Annotated in this window: 21 protein-coding genes; 12 read left to right on the top strand and 9 right to left on the bottom strand. The window is 55.0% G+C overall.

Annotated elements, in window-relative coordinates:
- Positions 1 to 11 precede the first annotated feature (11 nt).
- From MWH02_RS01790 to MWH02_RS01765, 6 genes are all read left to right on the top strand, one after another.
- Positions 12 to 1,001 (top strand): sugar-binding transcriptional regulator, encoded by a 990-nt coding sequence (locus MWH02_RS01790; protein ID WP_271459767.1) that lies wholly within the window; start codon positions 12 to 14, stop codon positions 999 to 1,001.
- Positions 994 to 2,748 carry a glycerol-3-phosphate dehydrogenase/oxidase gene (locus tag MWH02_RS01785; RefSeq protein ID WP_271459766.1) on the top strand — a complete coding sequence of 585 codons (1,755 nt, stop codon included), beginning with the start codon at positions 994 to 996 and terminating at the stop codon, positions 2,746 to 2,748. Before MWH02_RS01790 ends, MWH02_RS01785 begins: the two co-directional genes overlap by 8 nt.
- Entirely contained in the window at positions 2,732 to 3,571 is an 840-nt protein-coding gene (locus MWH02_RS01780) for a class I fructose-bisphosphate aldolase (RefSeq protein WP_210080679.1), read from the top strand. The genes MWH02_RS01785 and MWH02_RS01780 overlap by 17 nt, the downstream gene beginning before the upstream one ends.
- Positions 3,572 to 3,631: 60 nt before the next feature.
- The gene (locus tag MWH02_RS01775) at positions 3,632 to 5,116 is read left to right on the top strand and encodes an FGGY-family carbohydrate kinase (RefSeq protein ID WP_271459765.1); all 1,485 of its coding nucleotides are present in this window, start codon (positions 3,632 to 3,634) and stop codon (positions 5,114 to 5,116) included.
- A gap of 117 nt (positions 5,117 to 5,233) precedes the next feature.
- Entirely contained in the window at positions 5,234 to 5,716 is a 483-nt protein-coding gene (locus MWH02_RS01770; RefSeq protein WP_154193487.1) for an Xre family toxin-antitoxin system antitoxin, read from the top strand.
- Positions 5,716 to 6,216, top strand: coding sequence for an RES family NAD+ phosphorylase (locus tag MWH02_RS01765; protein WP_271459764.1), 501 nt, complete (start codon positions 5,716 to 5,718; stop codon positions 6,214 to 6,216). Before MWH02_RS01770 ends, MWH02_RS01765 begins: the two co-directional genes overlap by 1 nt.
- A gap of 46 nt (positions 6,217 to 6,262) precedes the next feature.
- On the opposite strand, the gene MWH02_RS01760 is transcribed toward MWH02_RS01765, so the two are convergent.
- Together MWH02_RS01760 and MWH02_RS01755 are read right to left on the bottom strand one after the other, a co-directional pair.
- Positions 6,263 to 7,525 (bottom strand): acid phosphatase, encoded by a 1,263-nt coding sequence (locus tag MWH02_RS01760; RefSeq protein WP_271459763.1) that lies wholly within the window; start codon positions 7,523 to 7,525, stop codon positions 6,263 to 6,265.
- A 75-nt stretch (positions 7,526 to 7,600) separates the two neighbouring features.
- Positions 7,601 to 7,840 (bottom strand): hypothetical protein, encoded by a 240-nt coding sequence (locus MWH02_RS01755; RefSeq protein ID WP_271459762.1) that lies wholly within the window; start codon positions 7,838 to 7,840, stop codon positions 7,601 to 7,603.
- A gap of 250 nt (positions 7,841 to 8,090) precedes the next feature.
- On the opposite strand from MWH02_RS01755, the gene hpxO reads away from it, so the two are divergent.
- Entirely contained in the window at positions 8,091 to 9,248 is a 1,158-nt protein-coding gene (hpxO, locus tag MWH02_RS01750) for an FAD-dependent urate hydroxylase HpxO (protein WP_271459761.1), read from the top strand.
- Between the two features lie 24 nt (positions 9,249 to 9,272).
- Here hpxO and dcp read toward each other — a convergent pair whose 3' ends face one another.
- From dcp to guaD, 5 genes are all read right to left on the bottom strand, one after another.
- Positions 9,273 to 11,321, bottom strand: coding sequence for a peptidyl-dipeptidase Dcp (dcp, locus tag MWH02_RS01745; protein ID WP_271459760.1), 2,049 nt, complete (start codon positions 11,319 to 11,321; stop codon positions 9,273 to 9,275).
- A gap of 72 nt (positions 11,322 to 11,393) precedes the next feature.
- Positions 11,394 to 12,176, bottom strand: coding sequence for a xanthine dehydrogenase accessory protein XdhC (gene xdhC / locus MWH02_RS01740; RefSeq protein WP_271459759.1), 783 nt, complete (start codon positions 12,174 to 12,176; stop codon positions 11,394 to 11,396).
- Positions 12,163 to 14,529: a xanthine dehydrogenase molybdopterin binding subunit gene (xdhB, locus tag MWH02_RS01735; RefSeq protein ID WP_271459758.1), complete on the bottom strand. Its 2,367-nt coding sequence runs from the start codon at positions 14,527 to 14,529 to the stop codon at positions 12,163 to 12,165. Before xdhB ends, xdhC begins: the two co-directional genes overlap by 14 nt.
- Positions 14,519 to 15,961, bottom strand: a complete 1,443-nt coding sequence (gene xdhA / locus MWH02_RS01730) for a xanthine dehydrogenase small subunit (RefSeq protein ID WP_271459757.1) — start codon at positions 15,959 to 15,961, stop codon at positions 14,519 to 14,521. Before xdhA ends, xdhB begins: the two co-directional genes overlap by 11 nt.
- Positions 15,958 to 17,286 carry a guanine deaminase gene (gene guaD / locus MWH02_RS01725; RefSeq protein ID WP_271459756.1) on the bottom strand — a complete coding sequence of 443 codons (1,329 nt, stop codon included), beginning with the start codon at positions 17,284 to 17,286 and terminating at the stop codon, positions 15,958 to 15,960. The genes xdhA and guaD overlap by 4 nt, the downstream gene beginning before the upstream one ends.
- Positions 17,287 to 17,670: 384 nt before the next feature.
- Here guaD and ydfG point away from each other — a divergent pair, with 384 nt between their 5' ends.
- On the top strand, positions 17,671 to 18,417 hold the full coding sequence (ydfG, locus tag MWH02_RS01720) for a bifunctional NADP-dependent 3-hydroxy acid dehydrogenase/3-hydroxypropionate dehydrogenase YdfG (protein WP_271459755.1): 747 nt from the start codon (positions 17,671 to 17,673) through the stop codon (positions 18,415 to 18,417).
- A 127-nt stretch (positions 18,418 to 18,544) separates the two neighbouring features.
- Here ydfG and MWH02_RS01715 read toward each other — a convergent pair whose 3' ends face one another.
- Positions 18,545 to 18,874, bottom strand: coding sequence for a YnfA family protein (locus MWH02_RS01715; RefSeq protein WP_271459754.1), 330 nt, complete (start codon positions 18,872 to 18,874; stop codon positions 18,545 to 18,547).
- A 130-nt stretch (positions 18,875 to 19,004) separates the two neighbouring features.
- Between MWH02_RS01715 and MWH02_RS01710 the strand changes: the two genes are divergently transcribed.
- The 4 genes from MWH02_RS01710 (at position 19,005) to MWH02_RS01695 (ending at position 21,521) form a co-directional block, all read left to right on the top strand.
- Positions 19,005 to 19,340: a DUF1283 family protein gene (locus MWH02_RS01710; protein ID WP_101764357.1), complete on the top strand. Its 336-nt coding sequence runs from the start codon at positions 19,005 to 19,007 to the stop codon at positions 19,338 to 19,340.
- A gap of 52 nt (positions 19,341 to 19,392) precedes the next feature.
- Complete coding sequence (locus MWH02_RS01705; RefSeq protein WP_271459753.1) at positions 19,393 to 19,689, top strand: DUF1161 domain-containing protein; 297 nt, start codon at positions 19,393 to 19,395, stop codon at positions 19,687 to 19,689.
- Between the two features lie 130 nt (positions 19,690 to 19,819).
- The gene (locus MWH02_RS01700; protein ID WP_271459752.1) at positions 19,820 to 20,389 is read left to right on the top strand and encodes a hypothetical protein; all 570 of its coding nucleotides are present in this window, start codon (positions 19,820 to 19,822) and stop codon (positions 20,387 to 20,389) included.
- On the top strand, positions 20,367 to 21,521 hold the full coding sequence (locus MWH02_RS01695) for an AIPR family protein (protein WP_271459751.1): 1,155 nt from the start codon (positions 20,367 to 20,369) through the stop codon (positions 21,519 to 21,521). Before MWH02_RS01700 ends, MWH02_RS01695 begins: the two co-directional genes overlap by 23 nt.
- A gap of 41 nt (positions 21,522 to 21,562) precedes the next feature.
- Here the strand turns inward: MWH02_RS01695 and MWH02_RS01690 are convergent, their stop codons facing one another.
- Positions 21,563 to 23,023: an MDR family MFS transporter gene (locus MWH02_RS01690; RefSeq protein WP_271459750.1), complete on the bottom strand. Its 1,461-nt coding sequence runs from the start codon at positions 23,021 to 23,023 to the stop codon at positions 21,563 to 21,565.
- Between the last annotated feature and the right edge of the window lie 2 nt (positions 23,024 to 23,025).

Raw genomic sequence — 23,025 nt, 5'->3', positions numbered from 1 at the left:
AATTATCGCCCATGGAATTCGCTAATGAGCACCCTGCGTTTCATAGCGCGCGTCAGATTTACCAGGTTCTGGTGATGTATTACCTCGATGGCAAGAAACAGTCGGAGATTGCGGTTGAAACCGGCTTATCGGTTGCCAGTGTTAATCGTCTGATACGTCAGGGCAAGGAGAGCGGCATGGTGGAAATCACCATCAAATCCCCTTGGCTTTCAGCACATCAACTGGAGAGCGATCTGGCTGCCCTCGGTCAGTTGCAACAGGTGGTGGTGGCGCCGAACGTTGCACGCAGTGAGGAGCATAGTCTGCAAATGGTCGGCGCAGCGGCGGCAGAATATTTGTTATCACGCTTAAAGGATGGCGATGTCATTGCTATTACTGGTGGCAAAGGTGTAAGTGCGCTGGTTGAAGCATTACAACCCTCACGTAAATACGATGTTCAAGTGGTACCCGCGCTGGGCTGCGTGCAAGGCAAACATTACACCGACGTCAATCATGTGGCCTCGGAAATGGCGGCGCGTCTTGGCGGACACGCATGGCAGATTCACGCCCCGCTTTTTACTGATTCTGCCGATGAACGCGACATGCTGATGGGCATTAGCGCCGTCGACCAGGTGCTGGATAAAGCGCGTAACGCCACGTTAGCGGTAGTGGGTTTAGGATCAATTTATAGCGACAACTCCAGCTACTACGATCTTAACCTCTCGGCGCGCCATGCTTCCTCCAGCATTGAAACCAGCGGTGCGCGCAGTGAACTGTTAGCCTGGCTGCTGGATGCTAACGGCCAACCGGCTCCGTTCGATGCCAACCGGCGTTTGGTTGGCCTGACGTTGCCTGAACTGCAACGCATTCCCTTCTCAATGGCGGTGGTGGCTGGTCGTGACAAAGTGGACCCGATTGACTGCGTGCTGCACGGTCAGTGGCTGAAAGGCATGGTCACTGATGAATCGACTGCGGCAGGCGTACTGGAATTGGCCCTGAGCCGAGGAGCATCTCATGGATAACATTAAAACCCGCGAACAACGCCTGAGCGCCCTGCGCCTGCGTTCATCGACACCGGTGTTGATTGTCGGCGGCGGCATCAACGGCATCAGCACTTTTCGTGAGCTGGCGCTGCAGGGCATTCCGGCGATTCTGGTGGAAAAAGGCGACTGGTGTCAGGCCGCCAGCGGTGCGCTGTCGCGCATGATTCACGGCGGTTTGCGGTATCTGGAAACCGGTGAATTTACGCTGGTCAAAGAGTCGGTCACCGAGCGCGATCGCCTGCTGAAAAATGCTTCGCACTATGTTTTCCCCCTACGCACCACGGTGCCGATCGATAATCTCGCTGGCGGTTTAGTGAATGCTACCCGCCGTTTTCTACGCCTGAGCGATAAACCGACGCGGCGCGGGGCGTTGCTGATCAAAACCGGGCTTAGCCTGTATGACATTTACACCCGCCAATATGGATCGATGCCGAAGCATCAGGTGCGCAATGAAGCCGCCACGCGTGACCGCTGGCCAGGATTCGCGCCTTGGGTGAAATACAGCGCCAGCTATTACGATGCGTGGATCAGCGCGCCGGAACGGCTGGGATTTGAGTTGATTGATGATGCCGAAAAAGCCTGTCCAGAGGCGCTGGCGCTCAATTATCTGCAGCTGGTCAGCGCTGAGGGCGAAACGGTTATTTTGCAGGATGCGTTGAGCGGTGAGCGATTTAGCCTGCAACCGCATGTGCTGGTGAATGCCGGTGGCGCATGGATCGACCAGCTTAACCAACGCATCACCTCCAACCGCGATCTGCCCAAGCTGATTGGCGGCACCAAAGGATCGCATCTGATCCTCGACCATCCCGAATTGCTGCAGATGCTGGATGGCGAAATGGTCTATTTCGAAAACCAGGAAGGCCGCGTCTGCATCATGTTTCCGTGGTTTGGCAAGGTGCTGGTGGGTTCCACCGATATCCGCGTGGATGATCCCGATGCGGTGGTGTGCGAAGAGGAGGAAAAGAGTTATATCCTGGAGTCACTGCGCTTCGTCTTCCCACATATCGAGGTGGCGGATTCCGCCATCGTTTACACCTTCTGCGGCGTGCGTCCGCTGCCCGCCAGCGAGGCCAAACTTAACGGCCAAATCTCGCGCAATCACTCGTTAGTGGTGTTGCCGGCTGACGCCAATCGCGCCTGGAGCACGCTCTGTTTAGTCGGCGGCAAATGGACCACTTTCCGCCAGTTTGGTGAAGAGGCGGCAGATCGCGTGCTGCGGCTGCTCGGCGAAAAACGTCAGGTCTCGAGTGGTGATGTGCCGATTGGCGGCGGACGTGATTTCCCCAAACCTTCAGGACAAACCGCGTGGCTGGCGCAACTGGCGCAGCGTTATGGCGTGCCGCTGCCGCGCGTGATGCAACTCGCCAAACGTTACGGCAGCCGCGCCCTGCCGCTGCTGGCGCTGATCCAGCAGCACGGCGAGCAAATGTTGCAGCATCACGCCGCCTACAGCGATGTCGAATTGCAGTATCTGATTGAGCACGAGCAGGTTTGTCAGCTGGAGGATTTGCTGGTGCGCCGCACCTCGCTAGCGATTTGCGGTGAACTAAGCGCGCCGCTGGTGCAGGAGATCGCGCAGATCATGGCCGCGACGCTCGGCTGGAGTGATAGCGAACTCGCGCAGCAGCTGCAACGCGGCTGCGCCAATCTGGCACGGTTGCACGGACTTACCGGCCTTTACCCCACGGTTTTTCAGGAGGAAACACGACATGTTAGTAACCAATAAAGTGCGCATGCAGCGTCTGTTTCAGCACGGTAAATGTCTGGATGTCGCCATTGATCACGGTATCGCCAACGAGCCCGATTTTCTCATCGGACTGGAGAATATTGAGGGCGTGATGGATAACCTGATCGCCGCGCAGCCGGATGCGATTCAGGTCAACTACGGTCAGGCTGATCTGCTGCAGCGTGTGGCGGGACGTAAACCGGCGCTGGTGATGCGCACCGATGTGGGCAATGCCTATAACGCGGCGCGTCACCGTGAAATGTGGGCAGTGCTGCACAATCCGGACGAACCGATTCTTGCCGCGTTGCAGATGGACGCCGCCGCAGTGGTAGTGAATCTCTATCTGATCCCGGATGAACCGGGCATTTTCCGCATGTGCGTCGAAAATATTGGCCGCTTGCGCCAGGCTTGCGATCGCTACGCCATGCCGCTGATGATTGAGCCGCTGGTGATGGCCCCCGCCGGACAAGGCGCGGCTTACGGCTCACTCGGCGATGTCGAGAAAATTGTGCCGCTGGTGCGGCTGGCGCGTGAGTTAGGTGCCGATATCATCAAAGCCGATCCCACTGAGAACGTGGAAGATTTTCATCGCGTGGTGGAAGCGGCGCGCTGTCCCACGCTGGTGCGCGGCGGCGGCAAAGGTGAACTGGCTGGCGTGCTGACGAAAAGTGCTGCGCTGATGGCGCAAGGTGCCAGCGGTATGGTGTATGGCCGCAATGTTTATCAACACGATAATCCGTCACGCGTGGTGAAAGCGCTGATGGCGATTATTCATCAGGGCGTCAGCGGCGCGGACGCCCTGGAAATCTATCAGCAGGGTTGAGCCTTACCTGCACCGGCGCTTAAGCGGTGCGCCGTCTTCGCCAGTTGCACGGAGTCGGATATGAAGATAGTTGGTATTGATGCCGGAAACACCATGATCAAAGCGGTGCTGTTTGATCTCAGCGGTCGCGTATTGTCGGTGGCCGAGTGCGCGGGAGAAACCCATCGTCCGCAGGAAGGCTACGCCGAACGGCCGGTGGCGGATATCTGGCATGGCGTCAGCGATGCGGTGAGCCGTTGTCTGCAGCAGGCGGAGACGCCCGCGAGCGATGTAATTGCGGTTGGCGCGGCCGGTCACGGCAACGGTTTGTACGCGCTGGATAAGCATCAGCAGCCACTGTTTGGTATTCAATCTATCGATCATCGAGCTTGTGACAAGGTGCACGCGCTGGAAATGAGCGGCGCGGATAAGCGCATCTACCAGATTTCGCTGCAAAAACCCTGGCCTGCGGCAACGCCGGTATTGATCAGCTGGATTAAGCAACATCAACCCGAGCGCTGGGCGCAAGTCGGACATTTATTGCTGGCGAAAGACGTTATCGCCCATTTTCTCAGCGGTGCGATTAGCGCTGATTTTTCAGATGCCGCCGGTGCCGGCTTAATTGATTATCGTGCGCGCAGCTACAGCCGTGAATTGATGGCGCTGTACGACATCGAAGACGCGCTCGCCCTGCTGCCCGCACTGCATGAATCCTGCGAGGTGGTTGGCCATGTCACGGACCGGGCTGCTCAGCTCACCGGATTACCGGCGGGCATTCCGGTGGTGGCGGGCATATTTGATGTGGTGGCCAGCGCCGTGGGTTCTGGCGTGGTGAACAGCGGTGAAGCCTCGATTGTCGCCGGTACGTGGAGCATCAATCAGGTGGTGGTGGATAAACCCGATTATCTGCGCCCGGTATTTATGAACTCCATTATTGAGTCCGATCGTTATATGGCGATTGAGGCCAGCGCCACCTCGGCGGCGAATCTCGACTGGTTCCTGCGCGAATTTGACGATGGTCGCGGCGGTCAGGGCGCGGCGCGCAGCAGCGATAGCGTGGCGCACGTGCAACCCAATGCCCAGCTACCGCTCTATCATCCTTATCTTTATTCCGGACGCAAATCGGAACCGGCCAAGGCCGGGTTTTATGGCTTAGGCGGCTGGCATACACGCGCCGATATGCTGTTTGCGCTGTTTGAAGGCGTGACCTTTGCCCATCGGGCGCATATTGATCGCTTGCGTGCGGCAGGCATCCCTTTTACGCAGGCCATTTTGTCGGGCGGCGCGGCGCGCAGTTGCATCTGGCCGCAGATGTTTGCTGACGTGTTAGGCATACCGATTCGCGTGGCGGAGTGCAAAGAGACCGGCGCGCTGGGCGCCGCCTTGTGTGCCGGTGTGGGCGTCGGCGCGTGGCGCAATCTTGCCGAGGCCGCGCAGCAGGCGGTGCAGATCAATCCCGGCAAATTGTTGCCGCGACCAGAGCGCGTTGCGTTTCACGACGTACGTTATCGGGTGTTTAAAAAGCTGGAGCTGGCGATGCGCGAGATGTGGCAGGAAGCCAGTTGATTATTGTTTATTAACAATGCATTAGTTTTAAGATCGTATAAAAAATGACAACCCCTGCGCAGTGATGTACACTTGAGCTATCAAAATGTTCAAATGAACATTGTTCAGGAGGTTGTTATGACAACTGCATCCCCATTCAATCACGGCAATGCCGCACGCGTCTTCGATCCCACGCTGATCCAGCACGCTCAGCAATCGTTTATGGATCAAATGGGCTTACCGCGTAATCCGCTGAAAGCGCACCAGTTGATCACCGAAGGTCTGGATGTCGGCATCGTTGAACGCGCGGCCACGGTGCTGAAAGCAACGCCGCTGGATGTGGCCCAGATGGTGTCTATCGATCGCAATACCTATCGCCGCCGCGAGAAAGCCGGATCGCAACTCTCGGTGGAGCAAGGTGCGCGCGTGTATCAGGTGTTCGAAATTCTGGATGCCGTATTGCAATTATTTGCCGGTGACGTTGACGCTGCCATGCACTGGATGTATCAACCTGCGTTGGCACTGGATGATGCATTGCCGATGGAGATGCTGAGCACGCCTGCGGGTTGTGATGCGGTGTTAACGCTGATTGGTCGCCTGGAACACGGAGTGATTGTGTAATGACGCAACGGAAGGAACCGGATGCTCCCTTTCGGCTGTTTTATCGACTCGTGAAAGAAGAGCACGCCAGCGAGGCATTTAGCGGCGCTGGCGCTGAAAAATGGGGCGGACGCTGGAATCCGCCCGGCATTAAGACGGTGTATCTCAGCAGTTCAAAGGCGCTCGCCACGCTGGAACTGGTGGTGCATGCCGGTAAAGCGATGCTGGAGAAAAGTCGCTTTGTGATTTTTACTCTGCCGATTCCTGAGAGCGAAATCATGGCGCTGGACAGCAATAAACTGCCCGACGATTGGCAAAAGTATCAGCAGCAAGAAGAGACACAGGCGATTGGCGCCGCATTCCTCGATGTGCAAGGCGGCTTTCCTTTGCTATTAACGGTACCCAGCATTTTGACCGGCGAAGACAACGCCATTCTCAATCCCGACCATCCCGCCGCTGCGGCCCTCCTGGCACAAGCCACGTCATCGCCCTTCGCGCTTGATCGCCGGATTAAAGGATGACAAGGCTTTCGCTTTTGCAGGATAGCCATTCATGGCGAGCGACCTATCAACGCGCCGGTTTCGCTAAAGCATACGCCGCCGTTAAATCCACACGTTGCCAGAATGACTGATCTGCATCATTGCCAGACAGCGGATAGCCGTTTGGCAGCGCGCTTTTCACCATCAGGCTACGAATCTGCGCATCAGACAGCTGCGGCAACGCGGTTTTTAGCAGGATCTCCGCGCCCTGCGGGACTTTGACAGGCGCGTTCTGCACATTGGCTCTCGGCAGGTTGTAACTCATGGTGAAACGATAGAACTGCTTCATCGCCGGTGAGCGATACGGATCGTCATTGCCATTGCTGCGCGCACACTCTGCCAGCGACGTGCCACACTCTTTTTCCAGCGCGGCACGCAACTGATTACGCGCTTCCCTAAACAGTGCCTGATAGCGCGCATCGTTGAGATAATTCGCCACGTTGCGCTGCGCTACCATGCGCGAACCCATCACATCCAGCGGGTAATGCACGCCCAACACTAAACGCGAATAACCGTAGCGTGCGCCGCGCGTCACCAATGCTTCAAAACGTTCCGGCACCATTTCGGCCAGCAACAAAGCATCGGTATAACCGGTGTTGGTGTGACCACTCGGGAAAGAGCCGCCGTCGGCGGTGTAACGCACGTTATCCTTCACCACTACATCGTCCGGCACCAGATGGATGCTGTTGCCTTCACGCAGGAACGGCCGCGGATAGTTAAAGTGCTTTTTCGCCGCGCTGGTGCTGACTTCACTGGCTTTAATTAGCGCGGCGGCCTTACCTATCTCACCTTTGTCGTAAGCGGCGAGGAAGGCTTTGCCAAGGCGCGGACCAAGCGCATCGGAGAGGAAATAGAGATAGCTGATGGCTTCTGCATCGGCCAGAGCCTGATGACGCACATTTAGCGTGGCGTTCAGATTGATGTGGGTAACGGTGGCTTGACTGGCATCAAGCACGCTAGCGGGCAACGTGCTAAAGCCTGAAAGCAGCGCAATTCCGGCCTGCTGGTTCTCTTTCATTTTGAAATCGTAGCCGCTGTTTTTCAGCCACTGCGTGTCAGCTTGTTTCGCGGTCTGTTTGGCTTTTTCCAGTTGCTCGCGCGTCAACGTGCTGCTATCACCTTGCAGCGCCTGACGTTCAGCCTGTAGCGATTGCTGCTCGAGATCGCTATAAGCGGAGGTGGAACCGGTAGAGGTTAAGCCTGCCAGCGCGGCCGCATCGGGCAGTGAAACCGCATGTGCTTGCTGTGCCAGCAGAATAACCGTTGCAATCAGTGTGAAGCGGGTTTTCATTATTTTCCCCTGTTATCAGAATATTACCTTGCCGGGGAAACACGCTAGCACTCGGTTATGACAGATTTATTTCATTTAACGACACTGACTGGCACAGTTTTGTACGCAAATTTGTGCCAGCGAGCCGCAGCCGCCGTTATGGTCATTTTTACACTGTGATTGCTGCACATAGCAGTTTTGCTGACAGGCTGAAACATCGCACTTCGCGGCAATCGGCGTCAGCTGCACCACCGGTGCTTTTCGCTCCGGCTGCCATTGCGGTTGTGCCAGCACGCTGGCGCTGAACAGCAAGGTAAAAGCCATTATCCATTTCATGATTGAGTCCTCGCAGAACGGGTGTAATGAGTATGGCTGCTGCGGGGCCAATTACCATGCTGAAACAATCGATTCACTCTTTCACAGAAGTTGCTCTGCTGCAGTGCATGGACGTGCGCCACTGTAGTGCAGAGCGGCAAGATCAGATGCTGCTTCGTTGATTTCAAATCAATGAGTTAGCCTCCATTCGGCCAATCTTCCAACCTGGTACAAAAGTTGCAGTCTTTAATGCATAGCAAAGGAGACGGATATGAAAGCGATTGTGATTGGCGCGGGCATTGGCGGTATGAGTGCTGCGATTGCGCTGGAGAAAGCGGGTTTTGACACCGCCGTATTTGAAGCAGTGAAAGAGATGAAGCCGGTGGGGGCGGCGATCTCTATCTGGCCCAACGGCGTGAAATGTCTCAACGCGTTGGGCATGAAAGAGCCGCTGCGCGCACTGGGCGGCAACATGGCGTTTATGGCCTACAACGATGCGCACAGCGGCAGCACGCTCACCCGCTTCAGCATGAAACCGCTGGTGCAGCAGGTGGGGGAATATCCCTATCCGGTGGCGCGCGCCGAATTGCAGGCGATGCTGATCGATACCTACGGACGTTCGCGCATTAGCTTTGGTAAACGCGTCACGCAGGTTGAGCAAACCGAGCATGGCGTCACCGCCTGGTTTGATGACGGTAGCCAGGCCGAAGGTGATTTTCTGATTGCCGCCGATGGTACGCACTCGGTGATCCGCCACTATGTGCTGGGTGAATGCGTGGAACGTCGTTACGCCGGTTACGTCAACTGGAACGGCCTGGTGACGATTGATGAAGCGATTGCGCCCGCCGATCAATGGACCACTTTTGTCGGCGAAGGCAAACGCGTGTCGCTGATGCCGGTCAGCGATAACCGCTTCTACTTCTTCTTTGATGTTCCGCTGCCAAAAGGCTTGCCGGAAGATCGCGCAACGTTGAAAAACGATCTCAAAGGCTACTTCAGCGGCTGGGCCGAACCGGTGCAGCGTCTGATTGAACGCCTCAATCCGGAAACCACCAACCGCGTGGAAATCCACGACATCGAACCGTTTAGCCGCTTTGTTAAAGGTCGCGTGGCGTTGCTGGGCGATGCCGCACACAGCACCACGCCGGATATCGGGCAAGGCGGTTGTGCGGCGATGGAAGATGCGGTGGTACTGGCGCAGACGCTGGCGTCACACTCTTTAGGGATTGAGGATGCGTTGTTGCGCTATGAAGCCCGACGCGTTGAGCGCACCAAAGATTTGGTGTTGAAAGCCCGTAAGCGCTGCGATGTGACGCACGCTAAAGACGCGGAAGTGACGGCGGCGTGGTATGCGGATTTGAAAAACGAAACCGGCGAGCGCGTGCTGGCCGGCATGTGCGATACCATTGAAGGCGGTCCGCTGGGTTGAACCAGCTCGCCATCAATGGCGGTTCTACGACTCTAATCCACGATTTTTCAGCATAGGGCCGATCTCCGGCTCTTTGCCGCGCCACGCCAGCCACAGATGCTGCAAATCGGTGCTGTTACCGCGTGACAGAATATGTTCGCGGAACTGCTGACCGTTTTCACGTGTTAATCCACCGCGTTCAACAAAGGCTTGATAGCCATCATCGGCGAGCATCTGCGTCCAGATATAGGCGTAATAACCGGCTGCATAGCCGCCGCCCCAGATGTGGCGGAAATAGCTGGAGCGATAGCGAGGCGGAACCGTCGCCAGCGCAATGTTTTCGGCGGCCAGCGCCTGCAGCTCGAAGTGGCTGACGTCCTGCGGATTGTCGTGCGTGGTCAGTGAATGCCACTGCAGATCCAGCAGCGCGGCGGCCAGCAGCTCGGTCATGTCGTAACCTTTGTTGAACTTTGCGGCGCGAACCATCTTGTCGCGCAGCTCAGCAGGCATCGCCTCTCCGGTTTTGTAATGGCGCGCATAGTTGGCAAACACCGCTTCGTTGCTGGCCCAATGCTCATTAATCTGCGACGGGAACTCGACAAAGTCGCGCGGCGTGGCGGTGCCCGACAAGCTCGGATAGCGTTGCGTGGCGAACAAGCCGTGCAGCGCATGACCAAACTCGTGGAACAGCGTGATCACTTCATCCCAGCTCAGCAGCGCCGGCTGGCCTGCCTGCGGCTTGGTGTAGTTGCACACGTTGTAGATTACCGGTTTGGTGCCGAGCAGCGTGGTTTGGTCGACGAAATTACTCATCCACGCGCCGCCGCTTTTATTATCACGCTTAAAGAAATCGGTGTAGAACAGCGCCAGCGGCGTGTCGTCGGCATCGAAAATCTCGTAGACGTTAACGTCCGGATGATAAACCGGCAGATCGTGGCGCTGGCTAAAGCGAATGCCAAACAGCTGGCTGGCCGACCAGAACACACCTTTTTCCAGCACGTTATTCAGCTCAAAGTACGGGCGGATTTGGCTCTCATCCAGCGCGTATTGGGCTTTACGCACCTGCTCGGCATAAAAACTCCAGTCCCAGGCGCGCAAAGGAAAACTGTGATGCACGGCTTCGATGGCCTGCTGAATGTCGGCGGCTTCGCGTTCCGCGCGGGCCCGCGCGGCAGGGACAATATTGCGCATAAAGGCAAAAGCCGCCTCCGGCGTTTTCGCCATCTGATCCTGCATGCTCCATTCGGCATAGGTTTTGAAACCGAGCAAACTCGCCTGCTGCGCGCGCAGTTGCGCCATGCGTAACACGATGTCGCGCGTGTCGTTATCATCGCCCTGCTCGCTGCGTGTTAGCGCCTGCTGGAACAGCGCTTCACGCGTGGCGCGCACTTCCAGCGCCTGCAGCGCCGGTTGCTGCGTGGTGTTTTGCAGCGCAATCAGCCATTCGCCGTGCAAGCCGCGTGCATCGGCCGCCGCTTTGGCATGCGCCAACTCTTCTTCACTTAATCCGGCCAGCGCCGCAACATTGCTCACCACATAAGCACCGGCTTTGGTGGCCGCCAGCAACTTATTGCCGAAGCGGGTGCTGAGGCTGGCCAGCTCCTGATTGCAGGCGCGCAGCTGGGTTTTATCCGCTTCGCTCAGGCTGGCACCGGCCAGCTGGAAATGCTGCCAGGTGACTTCCGCCAGCCGCATCGCTTCGGCATCCGGGCACTGCGAGCCGCGATGCTGGTAAACGGTATCGAGGCGAGCAAATAGCTGGCTGTTCAGGTAGATTTCATCATTGAGCGCGGTGAGTTGCGGGGTAATCAGTTCATCGATTTCCTGCAGGCGATCGCTGGTGTTGGCGGAAGTCATGGCACCAAACACCAGATTCACGCGCTTCAGCAACTGGCCGCTGCGTTCCAGCGCCTCAAAGGTGTTGGCGAAGGTTGGCGCGTCAGGATTGCTGGCGATCGCCGCCACTTCGCGCCGTTTCTCTTCAATCCCCGCTTCCAGCGCCGGTAGAAAATCCTCTTCCTGAATCTGGTCAAATGGCGGGGTTTGATACGGCAAGGTGCTGGCGGTGAAAAACGGATTAGCTCGTGAATTCATTATCGCTCCTGATAATCAGCAACGCCGCACGGTGGCGGCGGGATGGTTCTATCCTGGCAGTTTCCTCGTCACTCAACAACTTATCGCCTGCTGTTGATAAACGCTGATGATTTCTCCCGCCACCGCGACGGCAATTTCCGCCGGTAACTTGCCCTTCACATCCGCTAAACCAATTGGGCAGCGCAGACGCGCGAGAGTATCTGCCGCAATGCCTTTGCCCTCTAAGCGATAGCGAAAGCGTTGGGCTTTAGTGGCAGAACCAATCACACCGGCATAGCGAAAATCGCCGCGCCGCAAGATCGCTTCGCTAAGCGCCAGATCAAGTGGATGATCGTGCGTCATCACCACAAAATAGCTGTCGGGTGCGGCTTCCTGCACGCAATCAATCGGATCCTCAACCTGACGCACCGTCACGCCGGGCGGCACGGCGCGAAACTGCGCGGCGCGGCTATCAATCCACGTAATGCGGCACGGCAAAGTGGCAAGCAGATTCACCAGCGCCTGGCCAACGTGACCTGCACCGTACACCTGGATTTCCGGCTGCTGCTGCATCAGCGGTTCAAACAGCAAAGTGGCGTGACCACCGCAGCATTGGCCGAGACGCGCAGCCAGCGCAAACTCTTCACTGCGCGGCTGGGTGCAGCGCTGCTGCAGCATCTCTCGCGCCTGCGCAATGCATTGATATTCGAGATGGCCGCCGCCAATGGTGAGAAAAGTGTCAGTGGCGCTGACCACCATTTTGCTACCGCGATCGCGCGGCACGGAGCCCCGCTCACTGAGCACGGTAATTAATACGCAGCTTTCGCGTTTTTCCCGCAGGCTGTGCAACACGCTGATCCAGTCATGATAAATCATGTTCCGCTCCCGATAAGCGCTGAATCCCCCAGAATACCCGCTCCGGCGTGGCGGGCGCGTCCAGCTGCGGATGGCGACGATAGTTATCAACGCTGGCAACCGCATCCTGCAATGCGCACCACACGGCGATGCCCAACATGAACGGCGGTTCGCCGACAGCTTTGGAGTGAAACACCGTGTCCTGCGGGTTTTTGCGGTTCTCTACCAGCGTGACGCGCAAATCACTGGGTACGTCGCTGATCGCCGGGATTTTGTAGCTGGCCGGGCCATCGGTGAGCAATTTGCCCTTGTCGTTCCACACCAACTCTTCGCAGGTGAGCCAGCCCATGCCCTGCACAAAACCGCCCTCAACCTGGCCGATATCAATGGCCGGATTCAGCGACGCGCCCACGTCATGCAAAATGTCGGCGCGCAGCAAACGGTATTCGCCGGTCAGCGTATCCACCAGCACTTCGCAGCAGGCCGCGCCGTAGGAGAAGTAATAGAACGGTTTGCCGCGTCCGGCGGCGCGATCGTAATGGATGCCCGGCACTTTGTAGAAACCGGTGGCAGAAAGCGGCACCTGATTAAGCCACGCTTGCTGTGCAACCTGGGCGAAGGTGAAGTGCTTCTCGCCGACGCGCACGATACCGTTGCTGAAATGCACCGCGTCTGCCGCGCATTGATGTTGCTGACACAGCATCTCGGTCATGCGATCGCGCAGGATTTGCGCCGCATTTTGCGCCGCTTTGCCGTTGAGATCGGCCCCGCTGGACGCTGCGGTTGGCGAGGTGTTGGGCACTTTGCCGGTATCGGTGGCGGTCACCTGAATCTGGCTGATATCAATCTGCAGCACTTCCGCCACAATCTGCGCCACTTTGGTGTTTAAGCCCTGGCCCATTTCGGTGCCGCCGTGATTGAGCTGCACCGTGCCATCGGTGTAAATCAAAATCAGCGCGCCGGCCTGATTGAGGAAGCTGGAGGTAAATGAGATGCCGAATTTCACTGGCGTCAGCGCCAGTCCGCGTTTCATAAAACGGTTGCTGGCGTTAAATGCGCTGATGTCACGACGCCGCGCGGCGTATTCGCTGCTGGTTTCTAATTGCTCCGTCATCTCATCCAGCAGATTGTCTTCCACCTGCTGGTGGTAATGGGTGATGTTGCGATCGGTTTTGCCGTAATAGTTACGTTTGCGCAGTTCTAGCGGATCTACTCCTACTTCGCGCGCAACGTGATCCATGATCTGCTCAATCGCCACCATGCCTTGCGGCCCGCCGAAGCCACGGTACGCGGTGTTCGAGGCGGTATGTGTGCGGCAGCGATAGCCGGTAATCAGTGCATCGCCGAGGTAATACGCGTTATCGGCGTGGAACATCGCGCGATCGACAATCGATCCGCTGAGATCGAGTGAATAACCGCAGTTGCCGGCCAGATCGATCTTCACGCCGCAGAAGCGACCATTGTCATCGACGCCGACATCGTAGCGGACAAAAAACGGATGGCGTTTGCCGGTGATCTGCATATCGTCGCGGCGCGCCAGACGCATTTTTACCGGTTTTCGCAGCTGACGCGCGGCGATGGCACACAAACACGCCACGCCCGCCGCCTGCGTCTCTTTGCCGCCAAAGCCACCGCCCATGCGCCGCATATCAATGGTGACTTTGTTCATGGTGATGCCCATCACTTCCGCCACCAGTTTCTGCACTTCTGTGGGGTTTTGCGTCGAGGAGAACACCTGCAAGCTGTCATCTTCGCCGGGGATCACCAGCGCCGTCTGGGTTTCCAGATAGAAATGTTCCTGACCGCCGATGTGAAATTCGCCCTGAATACGGCGTGACGCCCGCGCCAGCGCAACGTCGGCATCACCGCGTTGGTGAATATGCGGCTGCTGCACAAAGAAACGCTGTTCCAGCGCTTCACGCACGTCGAGGACGGCCGGTAGCGCTTCATACTCAACGATCGCCGCTGCGGCGCCGGCACGCGCCGCTTCCGGTGAATCAGCGGCGACGGCAATGACGATTTGACCGAAATATTCGATTGTGTCCTGCGCCAGCAGTGGATCGCCCGGTTCGAGCGGACCGACATCGTTGAGGCCCGGCACATCGCGCCACGTCAGCACGCTGACTACGCCCGGCACCGCGTAACATGGCTGCACATCCAGTTTGGTGATGCGCGCATGCGCATGCTCGCTCAGACGCGGACAGAGATGCAGCAATCCCGGCAGATCCGGCTTGTCGTCGATATACAGCGCTTCACCGGAGACATGCTTGTCAGCACTTTCATGTTTATTGCTGCGCCCAACGCCCGTTTGCATGTCGGTGGCAAACTGGGCTTTCAGCAGCGTTTCGTTCAGTTCCGGACGGTTATGAGACATAGCGCGATACCTCAGTAATGGTCAGCTCGCCAGACGCTTGTGCGTAGTAGCGGCGCAACAGATTGCGCGCCACCTGCAGGCGATAATCGGCGCTGGCGCGGAAGTCGCTCAGCGGCTGGAAATCCTCACTCAGCGCGGCGCAGGCTTTTTCGATGGCGCTGAGATGCAGCGGTTGGCCCAGCAGTTGTGCTTCAGCCGCCAGCGCGCGTTTCGGCGTGGCGGCCATCCCCCCAAAGGCGAGCCGCGCTTCCACAATTACCCCTTCCACGATGTGCAGATTGATAGCGGCGAAAACGGCGGAAATATCATCATCCAGCCGTTTAGCCACTTTCCACACCGCAAAGTTGGGTGACACCGTCACTTTGGCAATAGTGATGCTGGAAATGAATTCTCCCGGCAGCAAGACCGTTTGACGATAAGCAGTAAAGAATTGATCGAGCGGGACTTCTCGCTGCTTGTTGCCCTGCTGCAAGACCAGACGCGCATTTAAAGTCAGCAGCATCGGCGCGCAATCACCAATCGGCGATGCGTTACCAATATTGCCGCCGAGCGTGCCCTGATTACGAATTTGCAATGAGGCAAAACGCTCCAGCATGCTGCTAAACGCTGGAATGTGCTGTGCTAAAAACTGATAGCAATGCTGCAATGAGGCGGCAGCACCGAGATATAGATGCGTTTCATCTTCGTGGCAGACCTTCAACTCATCGACCTGCTCCAGCGCGATCAGCAGCGGCAAGCGCTGATATTGCTGAGTGATTTGCAGCGTCAGATCGGTACCGCCGGCTACCAGGCGGGCTTCAGGATATTGCTGATAGAGCTCGGCGAGTTGCGCTACTGTTTTCGGCAGATAGCAGCGGCTGCCCGCGGCTTCGATGATCTGTACTTCATCGTTGCTGAGCGCCTGTAAACGCTGTACTAGCGCGGGTGCATTGGCGCTGAAGGCATCTGCATCAGGTTGTTCACACGCCTGCTGCGCCGCATCCATGATCGGACGATAGCCGGTGCAACGACATAAATTACCCGCCAGCGCCTGTTCCGCCTGATGTCGATCCCAGCCAGCGCTGTTTTTCTGCAGAGTAAACAGCGACATCACAAAACCCGGCGTGCAGTAGCCGCATTGCGAGCCGTGGCAATCCACCATCGCTTGCTGCACGCTGTGCAGTTCGCGGCCCTGCTTGAGATCTTCCACGGTAATCAATTGCTTGCCCTGCAGGCTGCTGACCAGCGTCAAACAGCTGTTCACCGCCTGATACTGCATCTGACCATCGACGACTTTACCAAGCGTGACGGTGCAGGCACCGCAGTCGCCAGACGCGCAGCCCTCTTTGGTGCCGCGACGCTGCTGCTGGCCGCGCAGGTAGTTAAGCACGGTGAGATTGGGATCAAGCTCGTGTTCTGTGACTAAACGATCGTTGAGTAAGAATTGGATCATGCGATTTGCTCCTCACTTTCGCGCTGCCAAACCGGCTTGCCGCTCACCCAGGTTTGCGCGATGTTGCGGTCGTCGCCAAGCGTCATCATTACAAACAGCCGCTCCCAGATGTCTTTGCTGTTGGCATTGCGCAGCTTCTGCAGCGGCGACACCGCCGCATCGAGCACCACGAAATCGGCCTCTTTGCCGGGATTGAAGTTGCCGATAACGTCATCCAGATCGAGCGCGTGCGCGCCGCCTAAGGTGGCGTGATAAAACGCTTCGCAAGCGCTGAGTTTGTATTGCTGTAGCTGGCCGACTTTGTAGGCTTCGCCCAGCGTTTGCAGCAGATTAAAGGTGGTGCCTGCGCCCACGTCGGTGCCAATGCCCATGCGCACGCCCTGCTGCCAGCAGCGTTTGATGTTGAATAATCCGCTGCCGAGGAACAGGTTTGAGGTCGGGCAGAAGGCAATTGATGAATCGGTGTCATGCAGGCATTGCCACTCTTGATCTTCGAGATGCAGGCAATGCGCGAACACGCTGCGTTTGCCGGTAAGTTGGTGATGATGATAAACATCAAGATAGCCTGCGCGCTCCGGGAATAGCGCTTTTACCCAGGCGATCTCCTGCTGGTTTTCACTTAGGTGCGTGTGCATCCAGACATCAGGAAACTCCTCGCGCAGCTGGCGCACTTTATCCAGCAATTCCGGCGACGAGGTCGGCGCGAAACGTGGCGTGAGCGCATAGCTCAGGCGACCGCGCTGATGCCAGCGCTCAATCAGTTCACGCGTGTGCTGATAACTCTCTTCCGGCGTTTCGGTCAGGTATTCAGGCGCGTTGCGATCCATCATCACTTTGCCAGCGATCAGTCGCATATCCAGCTGCTGCGCGGCGCTGAACAGCGACTCGACCGACTGCTTATGCACGGTGCCGAATACCAACGCGGTGGTGGTGCCGTTCGACAGCAGCTGGTGCAGGAAGAACGCCGACATTTTTGCCGCGTGATCGGGACAGTGATATTGGCTCTCCACCGGGAAGGTATATTGGTTGAGCCACTCCAGCAGCTGTTCGCCAAAGGCGCCGATCATCTCGGTTTGCGGATAATGAATATGGGTATCGATAAAGCCGGGCACGATCAGTTTACCGCGCAGATCGGTAACGCGCGTGGGATCAACGCGCCCTTCCGCGATTTGCCAGCTTTCCAGGCTGACCACTTTGCCGTCACGCAGCGTTAATAAGCCATCTTCGAGATAGCGTGCATTGGCAGCGATGTCGTCTGGCTGCGCGGCCAGAGCGGTGAAATCAAAGAAGCTGGCGCGCAGCAGCGTTTCGGGTGCGTAAGGCATAATGGTTCCTTGGTGCTTTTTTATGAGTGCAGGTGATTGCCTTAAAGATAGTTTGCAAAGCGCATGCCAATGCAAAGAACAAAAAATACTGTTTACTTTCAATATAATAGGTTGTTCCGATGCGTTTTTGTGTCAATCTTGACGAGCAAACGTATGCGCAACCGGTTGCCTGCTATCGCAAACGGTTGCGATTTAACATTGCGGCGAGTTTTACTGCGCATGGCGTGATTATCGCCTGTTGGGATGCGTCTTTGTGGTGCGCCATTGCACTCGTAATGTGCAGGAAAAATCCTGCAACACGCTGCTTTGGGTTTTCATGAGCATGGGTTCGAGGTTAATGCTAAGGTGTGGCTGATAACCTGAAATCGTTTAAGGAACAGTGAGATGATTATTTTTGTTACTGGCGCAACTGCTGGTTTTGGTCAAAGTATCACCCGCCGCTTCATTGCTACAGGTCACAAAGTGATCGCCAGCGGACGTCGCGCTGAGCGTTTACAAGAGCTGAAAGATGAGTTGGGCGACAATCTGTATACCGTTCAGCTGGACGTGCGTAATCGCGCCGCCATCGATGAAGCGATCGCCTCCCTGCCGGCTGAATGGCGCAATATTGATGTGCTGGTTAACAATGCTGGCCTGGCGTTGGGTGTGGAACCGGCGCACAAAGCCAATATCGAAGACTGGGAAAATATGATCGACACCAACAACAAAGGTTTGGTGTACATGACGCGTGCGGTGCTGCCTGCAATGGTTGAGCGCAATGTTGGTCATATCGTGAATATCGGTTCGATTGCCGGCAGCTGGCCTTATTTGGGTGGCAACGTGTATGGCGCAACCAAAGCGTTCGTGCGCCAGTTCAGCCTGAATCTGCGTACCGACCTGCACGGCACCGCGCTGCGCGTGACCGATATCGAGCCAGGTTTGGTGGGCGGCACCGAGTTCTCAAACGTGCGCTTCAAGGGCGATGACGATAAAGCGGGCCAGGTTTATGAAGGCACCACCGCGCTGACGGCGGAAGATGTCACCGAAGCGGTTTATTGGGTGACGACGCTGCCGAAGCACGTCAACATCAATACGCTGGAGATTATGCCGGTGACGCAAACCACCGCAGGACTAAAGGTGCATAAAGGTTAATCGCGGTTACACGCTGTTTGATCGAAATACCCGGGGCGACCATCCTGTGAGGCGCTCCGGCGGCTTTCGCCGCGACGACCTCATCGGGATGTTTCCCCCTGATATCGCACGCCAGTGTGGCCGATGATTACGCGCGGCCCCAACCGGTCACGATAATCAACATGCCGCTCAAGGCAACCAGCGCGCCGACCCAATCCCACGTACTCAGTTTTACACCATCCACCACGCGCAACCAGATTAGCGCCGTCAGCACGTATACGCCGCCATAGGCCGCATAAACGCGCCCGCTCGCGGCGGGATGCAACGTCAACAACCAGACAAACAGCGCCAGACTTGCCGCGGCTGGCACCAGCAGCCACGCCGTCATGCCCTTCTTCAACCACAGCCACGGCAGGAAACAGCCAACAATTTCCGCTATCGCAGTGATAAAAAACAGCAAGGCGGTTTTGATCAGCATAGAAAATCTCTCGCTAAGCTAAACAAAGCGCTCACCGCTGGTGAGCAAAGAAGCAGCGATGATATACTAGCGGCCATGGTTGTTACAGCCGCGATCCCGGCTGTGCTGGTGTTAACTGAAGGAAATGACGATGAAAAAACTGTTTTCCGCCCTGCTGGCTACCGTGGTGACGTCGAGCCTGTTAATGGCTGCGCCCATCGCTGCGGCCAAAACCGATCGCCTGATTATTGAAGATGGCAGCAGCGCCTCCAGTAATGAAGCCGCGCGCCAGAGCAAAGAGCAGTGGAACGATACCAAAAACCTGCGTAATAAGGTCAATACGCGCGTTGAGAAAGAGTTCGATAAAGCGGACAAAGCCTTTGATACCCGCGACTCCTGCGAAAAGAGCTACAACGTTAACGCCTATTGGGAACCGAATACGCTGCGCTGCCTCGACCGCCGCACCGGACGTCCAATTGCACCTTAATCGTTTATCACTGCTATAGTTTTGACAGGATTTCTGACCAAAGGAGTGAATGATGAAAAAACGTAATGCAGTTCTGCTGATGGCGATGTTGTCGCTGCCGGTATTGGCGCAAGCTTCTTGTGAAAGCGTCAAAGCGGACATCAGCAAAAAAATCATTAACAACGGCGTCGCCGAATCGGATTTCACGCTGGATATCGTGGCCAATGATCAAGCCGATCAGGTCGGCGGCCAGGTTGTGGGTCATTGTGAGAACGACACACAGAAAATCGTCTACAAGAAAAATGGCCGTGATGGTGACAGCACCGTGCCAGACAGCGCGGGCAGCTCTCAGGACGCGCCAGCGCAATAGTTGTTGAGTCTTAAATTTTATTTATGATTAAGAGCCCATGATGGGCTCTTTTTTTATTTGCTTTTTTTTATGTGTAGTTATAATGACTTCCATTTAGCACAACGTTAAAATCTTAAGGAAAAGTTTATCTATGCATAAAATCGTACAAGCCCATCTTGAAAATTTTTCGAAAAGTTTCGGTCTTGAATCCTATGGTGAGGATGTACAGTTTGAGATGTTTTCAAACAAATCAATATTGACCCCTCATATTTGTACAGACTTTGAACTTGAAGATGTCACAACCAGCAATGGTGATAATGGCACCGATGGATTGGCTATTATCATCGATGAAGAGCTTTGCATGTCGCCAGAAGATGCATCCTCAATTTTCTCAAAGCCTAAACGAAATCATGATGTCGAATTATTTTTCATTCAGTCAAAAACAAGTGAGTCTTTTGATTTAGGGGACTTTCTAAAATTTAAAGAGTCAGTTCTAAAGCTCATTAACATTGAAGAACCGTATGATTCAAATGATGAACTACAACGTAATGCTAGAGAGATATTCGACATAGTCATTAAAAACGTACCTAAAATAAGAAACGGAAAGCCAAAGATTTATGCTAAATACGTTACAACTGGTATGTATAAAAAGCCTAAAGAATTAGAGGCGGCAAAAAGGAGATTTAAATCAGAGATTGATGAATACGGATTTTTTTTCTGAGGTAAATATAGAATTCATTGATAGAGATCAATTAACTAAACTATGGATAAATACATATTCTAACGTCACTGCAGAATTGCCAACTTTCAGTTTAGCACCACTCCCATCCATTAATGGAATTGATGAAGCCTACTTAGCTGTTGTTAAAGCTGAAGATTATGTAAAAAATCTTCTCTTAACCGAGGATGGTACATTAAGAGGTCACGTTTTCTTTGAGAATGTTAGATCATTCTTAGGGATAGAAAATAACGTAAACGCGCAAATTGCAGAAACCATTAAGAACAAAGATGCTGCGTCAAGATTCCCTGTGCTAAACAACGGTATAACCATCGTAAGCCCGGATGTAAGGGTACAAAATAATAATATTCATTTAGAAAATTTCCAAGTGGTAAACGGGTGCCAGACCTCAAATGTTCTATACGAATGTAGAGATCTTTTAGACAGCAACATGATGCTAAATCTCAAAATTGTTGAAACGTCTAATGAAGATGTATTTTCTGAACTTGTAAGAGCTACAAATAGTCAAACTAAGGTCGATGAAACCCAGTTTCTTTCTTTAAAACCTATTGCAAAAAAAGTAGAGGCTTACTTTGATGCTTATGATGGACAGGACGCAAGGTTATTCCTAGAGCGTCGTGATAGACAATTTGCAGGGCGCGATATCCCAGCAATCAGAATATTCCCTCTTAACTTGGCTGTAAAATGTGTTGCGTCTGTTTTTTTTAAAAGACCTGACTTAGCTTATCGTTACCCACAAAGAATGTATGAACAGTTAGCTGATAAGATCTTCGCTGATGACATTAAAGAGTCTGTTTTTTATACGTCATGCTTAGCTTTATATAGATTCAACCTTTTAACGTCTAATGCTGATATACCGCAAAATATGCGTAAGTATAAATGGCATATTATTTCAATTGCTTGTTTTTTGGTTGCAGGAAAGGATTTACCTAAGACAAACACTAAGAGAATTGATACATATTGCTCTAAAATAATAAATAAATTCTCCAAGCACGATGCCGATGTTGTGAAAATATTCAATCAAGCAGTTAATATAGTTACAGGAATTGATGAGCTCTCCGATGATAAAATGAAAAGGCAATCAACAATCGAGGAATTATTAAGAAAAATTTAATTTTTTGGGCTGTTAATAAAATAATTAGCAGCCCAAATATTTTACTCCGCTTCCGGCCTTTGCCGCGGCATTATCCACGCCACCCACAACGTTAGAAGCGCAATCAGCAACGACACTACAAACACCCAATGTAAAGAACTGGCGATTTGTCCGGTCCAGTCATGCAACGTCGCCTCCGACAGCGCCTGGCGGCTTTCAGGCGACATGATTTTCTGCATCGGATCGTCAGCCTGCGGCAGACGCAGCGACAAGTTGAGGTTCAGCACTGCGCCCAATAACGCGGTACCAATCGCCGACCCGATCATGCGGCTGAACATGATTGAGGCGGTGCAAATGCCGCGAATATCGTAATGCGCATGGTTCTGTACCGATACCAGAAATGTGGTGCTGGTCATGCCCATGCCGGTGCCAATCACAAAGGCGGTGAATCCGGCCTGCACGATTGAGCTGTCGCTGCGCAGTAGCAGCAGCAACGCGCTGCCCGCAATCAGCAGCAGCGCGCCCAACTGCGCGGTGAAGCGATAGGAGGTGATAAGCATCAACCTACCGCTCAATGTACTGGCCAGCGGCCAGCCAATCGACATCATCGCCAGTGCGCTGCCGGCCTGCAGCGGCGTGCCGCCGGTGATGCCCTGAATCCAGGTTGGTAGAAAGGCGCTGATGCCCATCATACTGGCACCGATGATCAGGTTGCCGATGTTGCCAGCGACGATAAGCCGGCTGCGCCAGATTTCCAGCGGGAACAGCGGCGCATCAGCACGCTGTTCATGCTGTTTTAAACGCCAGGCAGCAATGACAGCCAGCAGCAGGAACGGCACCAGCCAGAAACCGAGCACTTCTGCCTGTAACAGCGCGACCAGCAACGCCGTTACGCAGATCATCAGCCAGCAGCTGCCGGTGAGATTGAGCGTGGTGGCCTGATTTTGTTCGCGCGATGGAAGAAAACGCGCCAGCAGCAGTATGGCGATGGCGCCAATCGGCACGTTGACCCAGAAAATCACCGACCAGCTAAAGTGCTGCACCAGCCACGCGCCGCTCAGCGGACCAATGATTGCCGCCACGCCCCAGACGCTGGAGAGCCAGCCTTGTACGTTGGCGCGTTCGCGCGGCGGATAGACGTCCGCCACAATGGTGGACGTTAGCGGCATAATCGCCCCGGCACCTAACCCCTGAAAAGCGCGAAACAGGATCAGCCACGCCATGCTGTGGGCAAATCCGCACAGAATCGATCCCAGTAAAAAGAGCGAAACACCGATAAACAACAGCCGTTTGCGGCCCCACATATCTGCCAGTCGGCCATACAGCGGCACGCTAACGGCTTGCGTCAGTAGATAGATGGAAAATACCCAGCCAAACTGCGAAAAGCCGCCAAGATCGGCAATAATGGTCGGCATGGCGGTGGCTACGATTGTGACTTCAATCGCCGCCATAAACATGGCGAGCATGCAGCCGATAAGAATCCAGTGGCGATGTTCCGTGTTCAATTCTGCAGTTTCAGTCATAC

Source organism: Pantoea leporis (assembly GCF_028048155.1).
GTDB classification, from domain to species: Bacteria; Pseudomonadota; Gammaproteobacteria; order Enterobacterales; family Enterobacteriaceae; genus Pantoea; species Pantoea leporis.
This window is presented reverse-complemented; position numbering and strand designations above follow the sequence as displayed.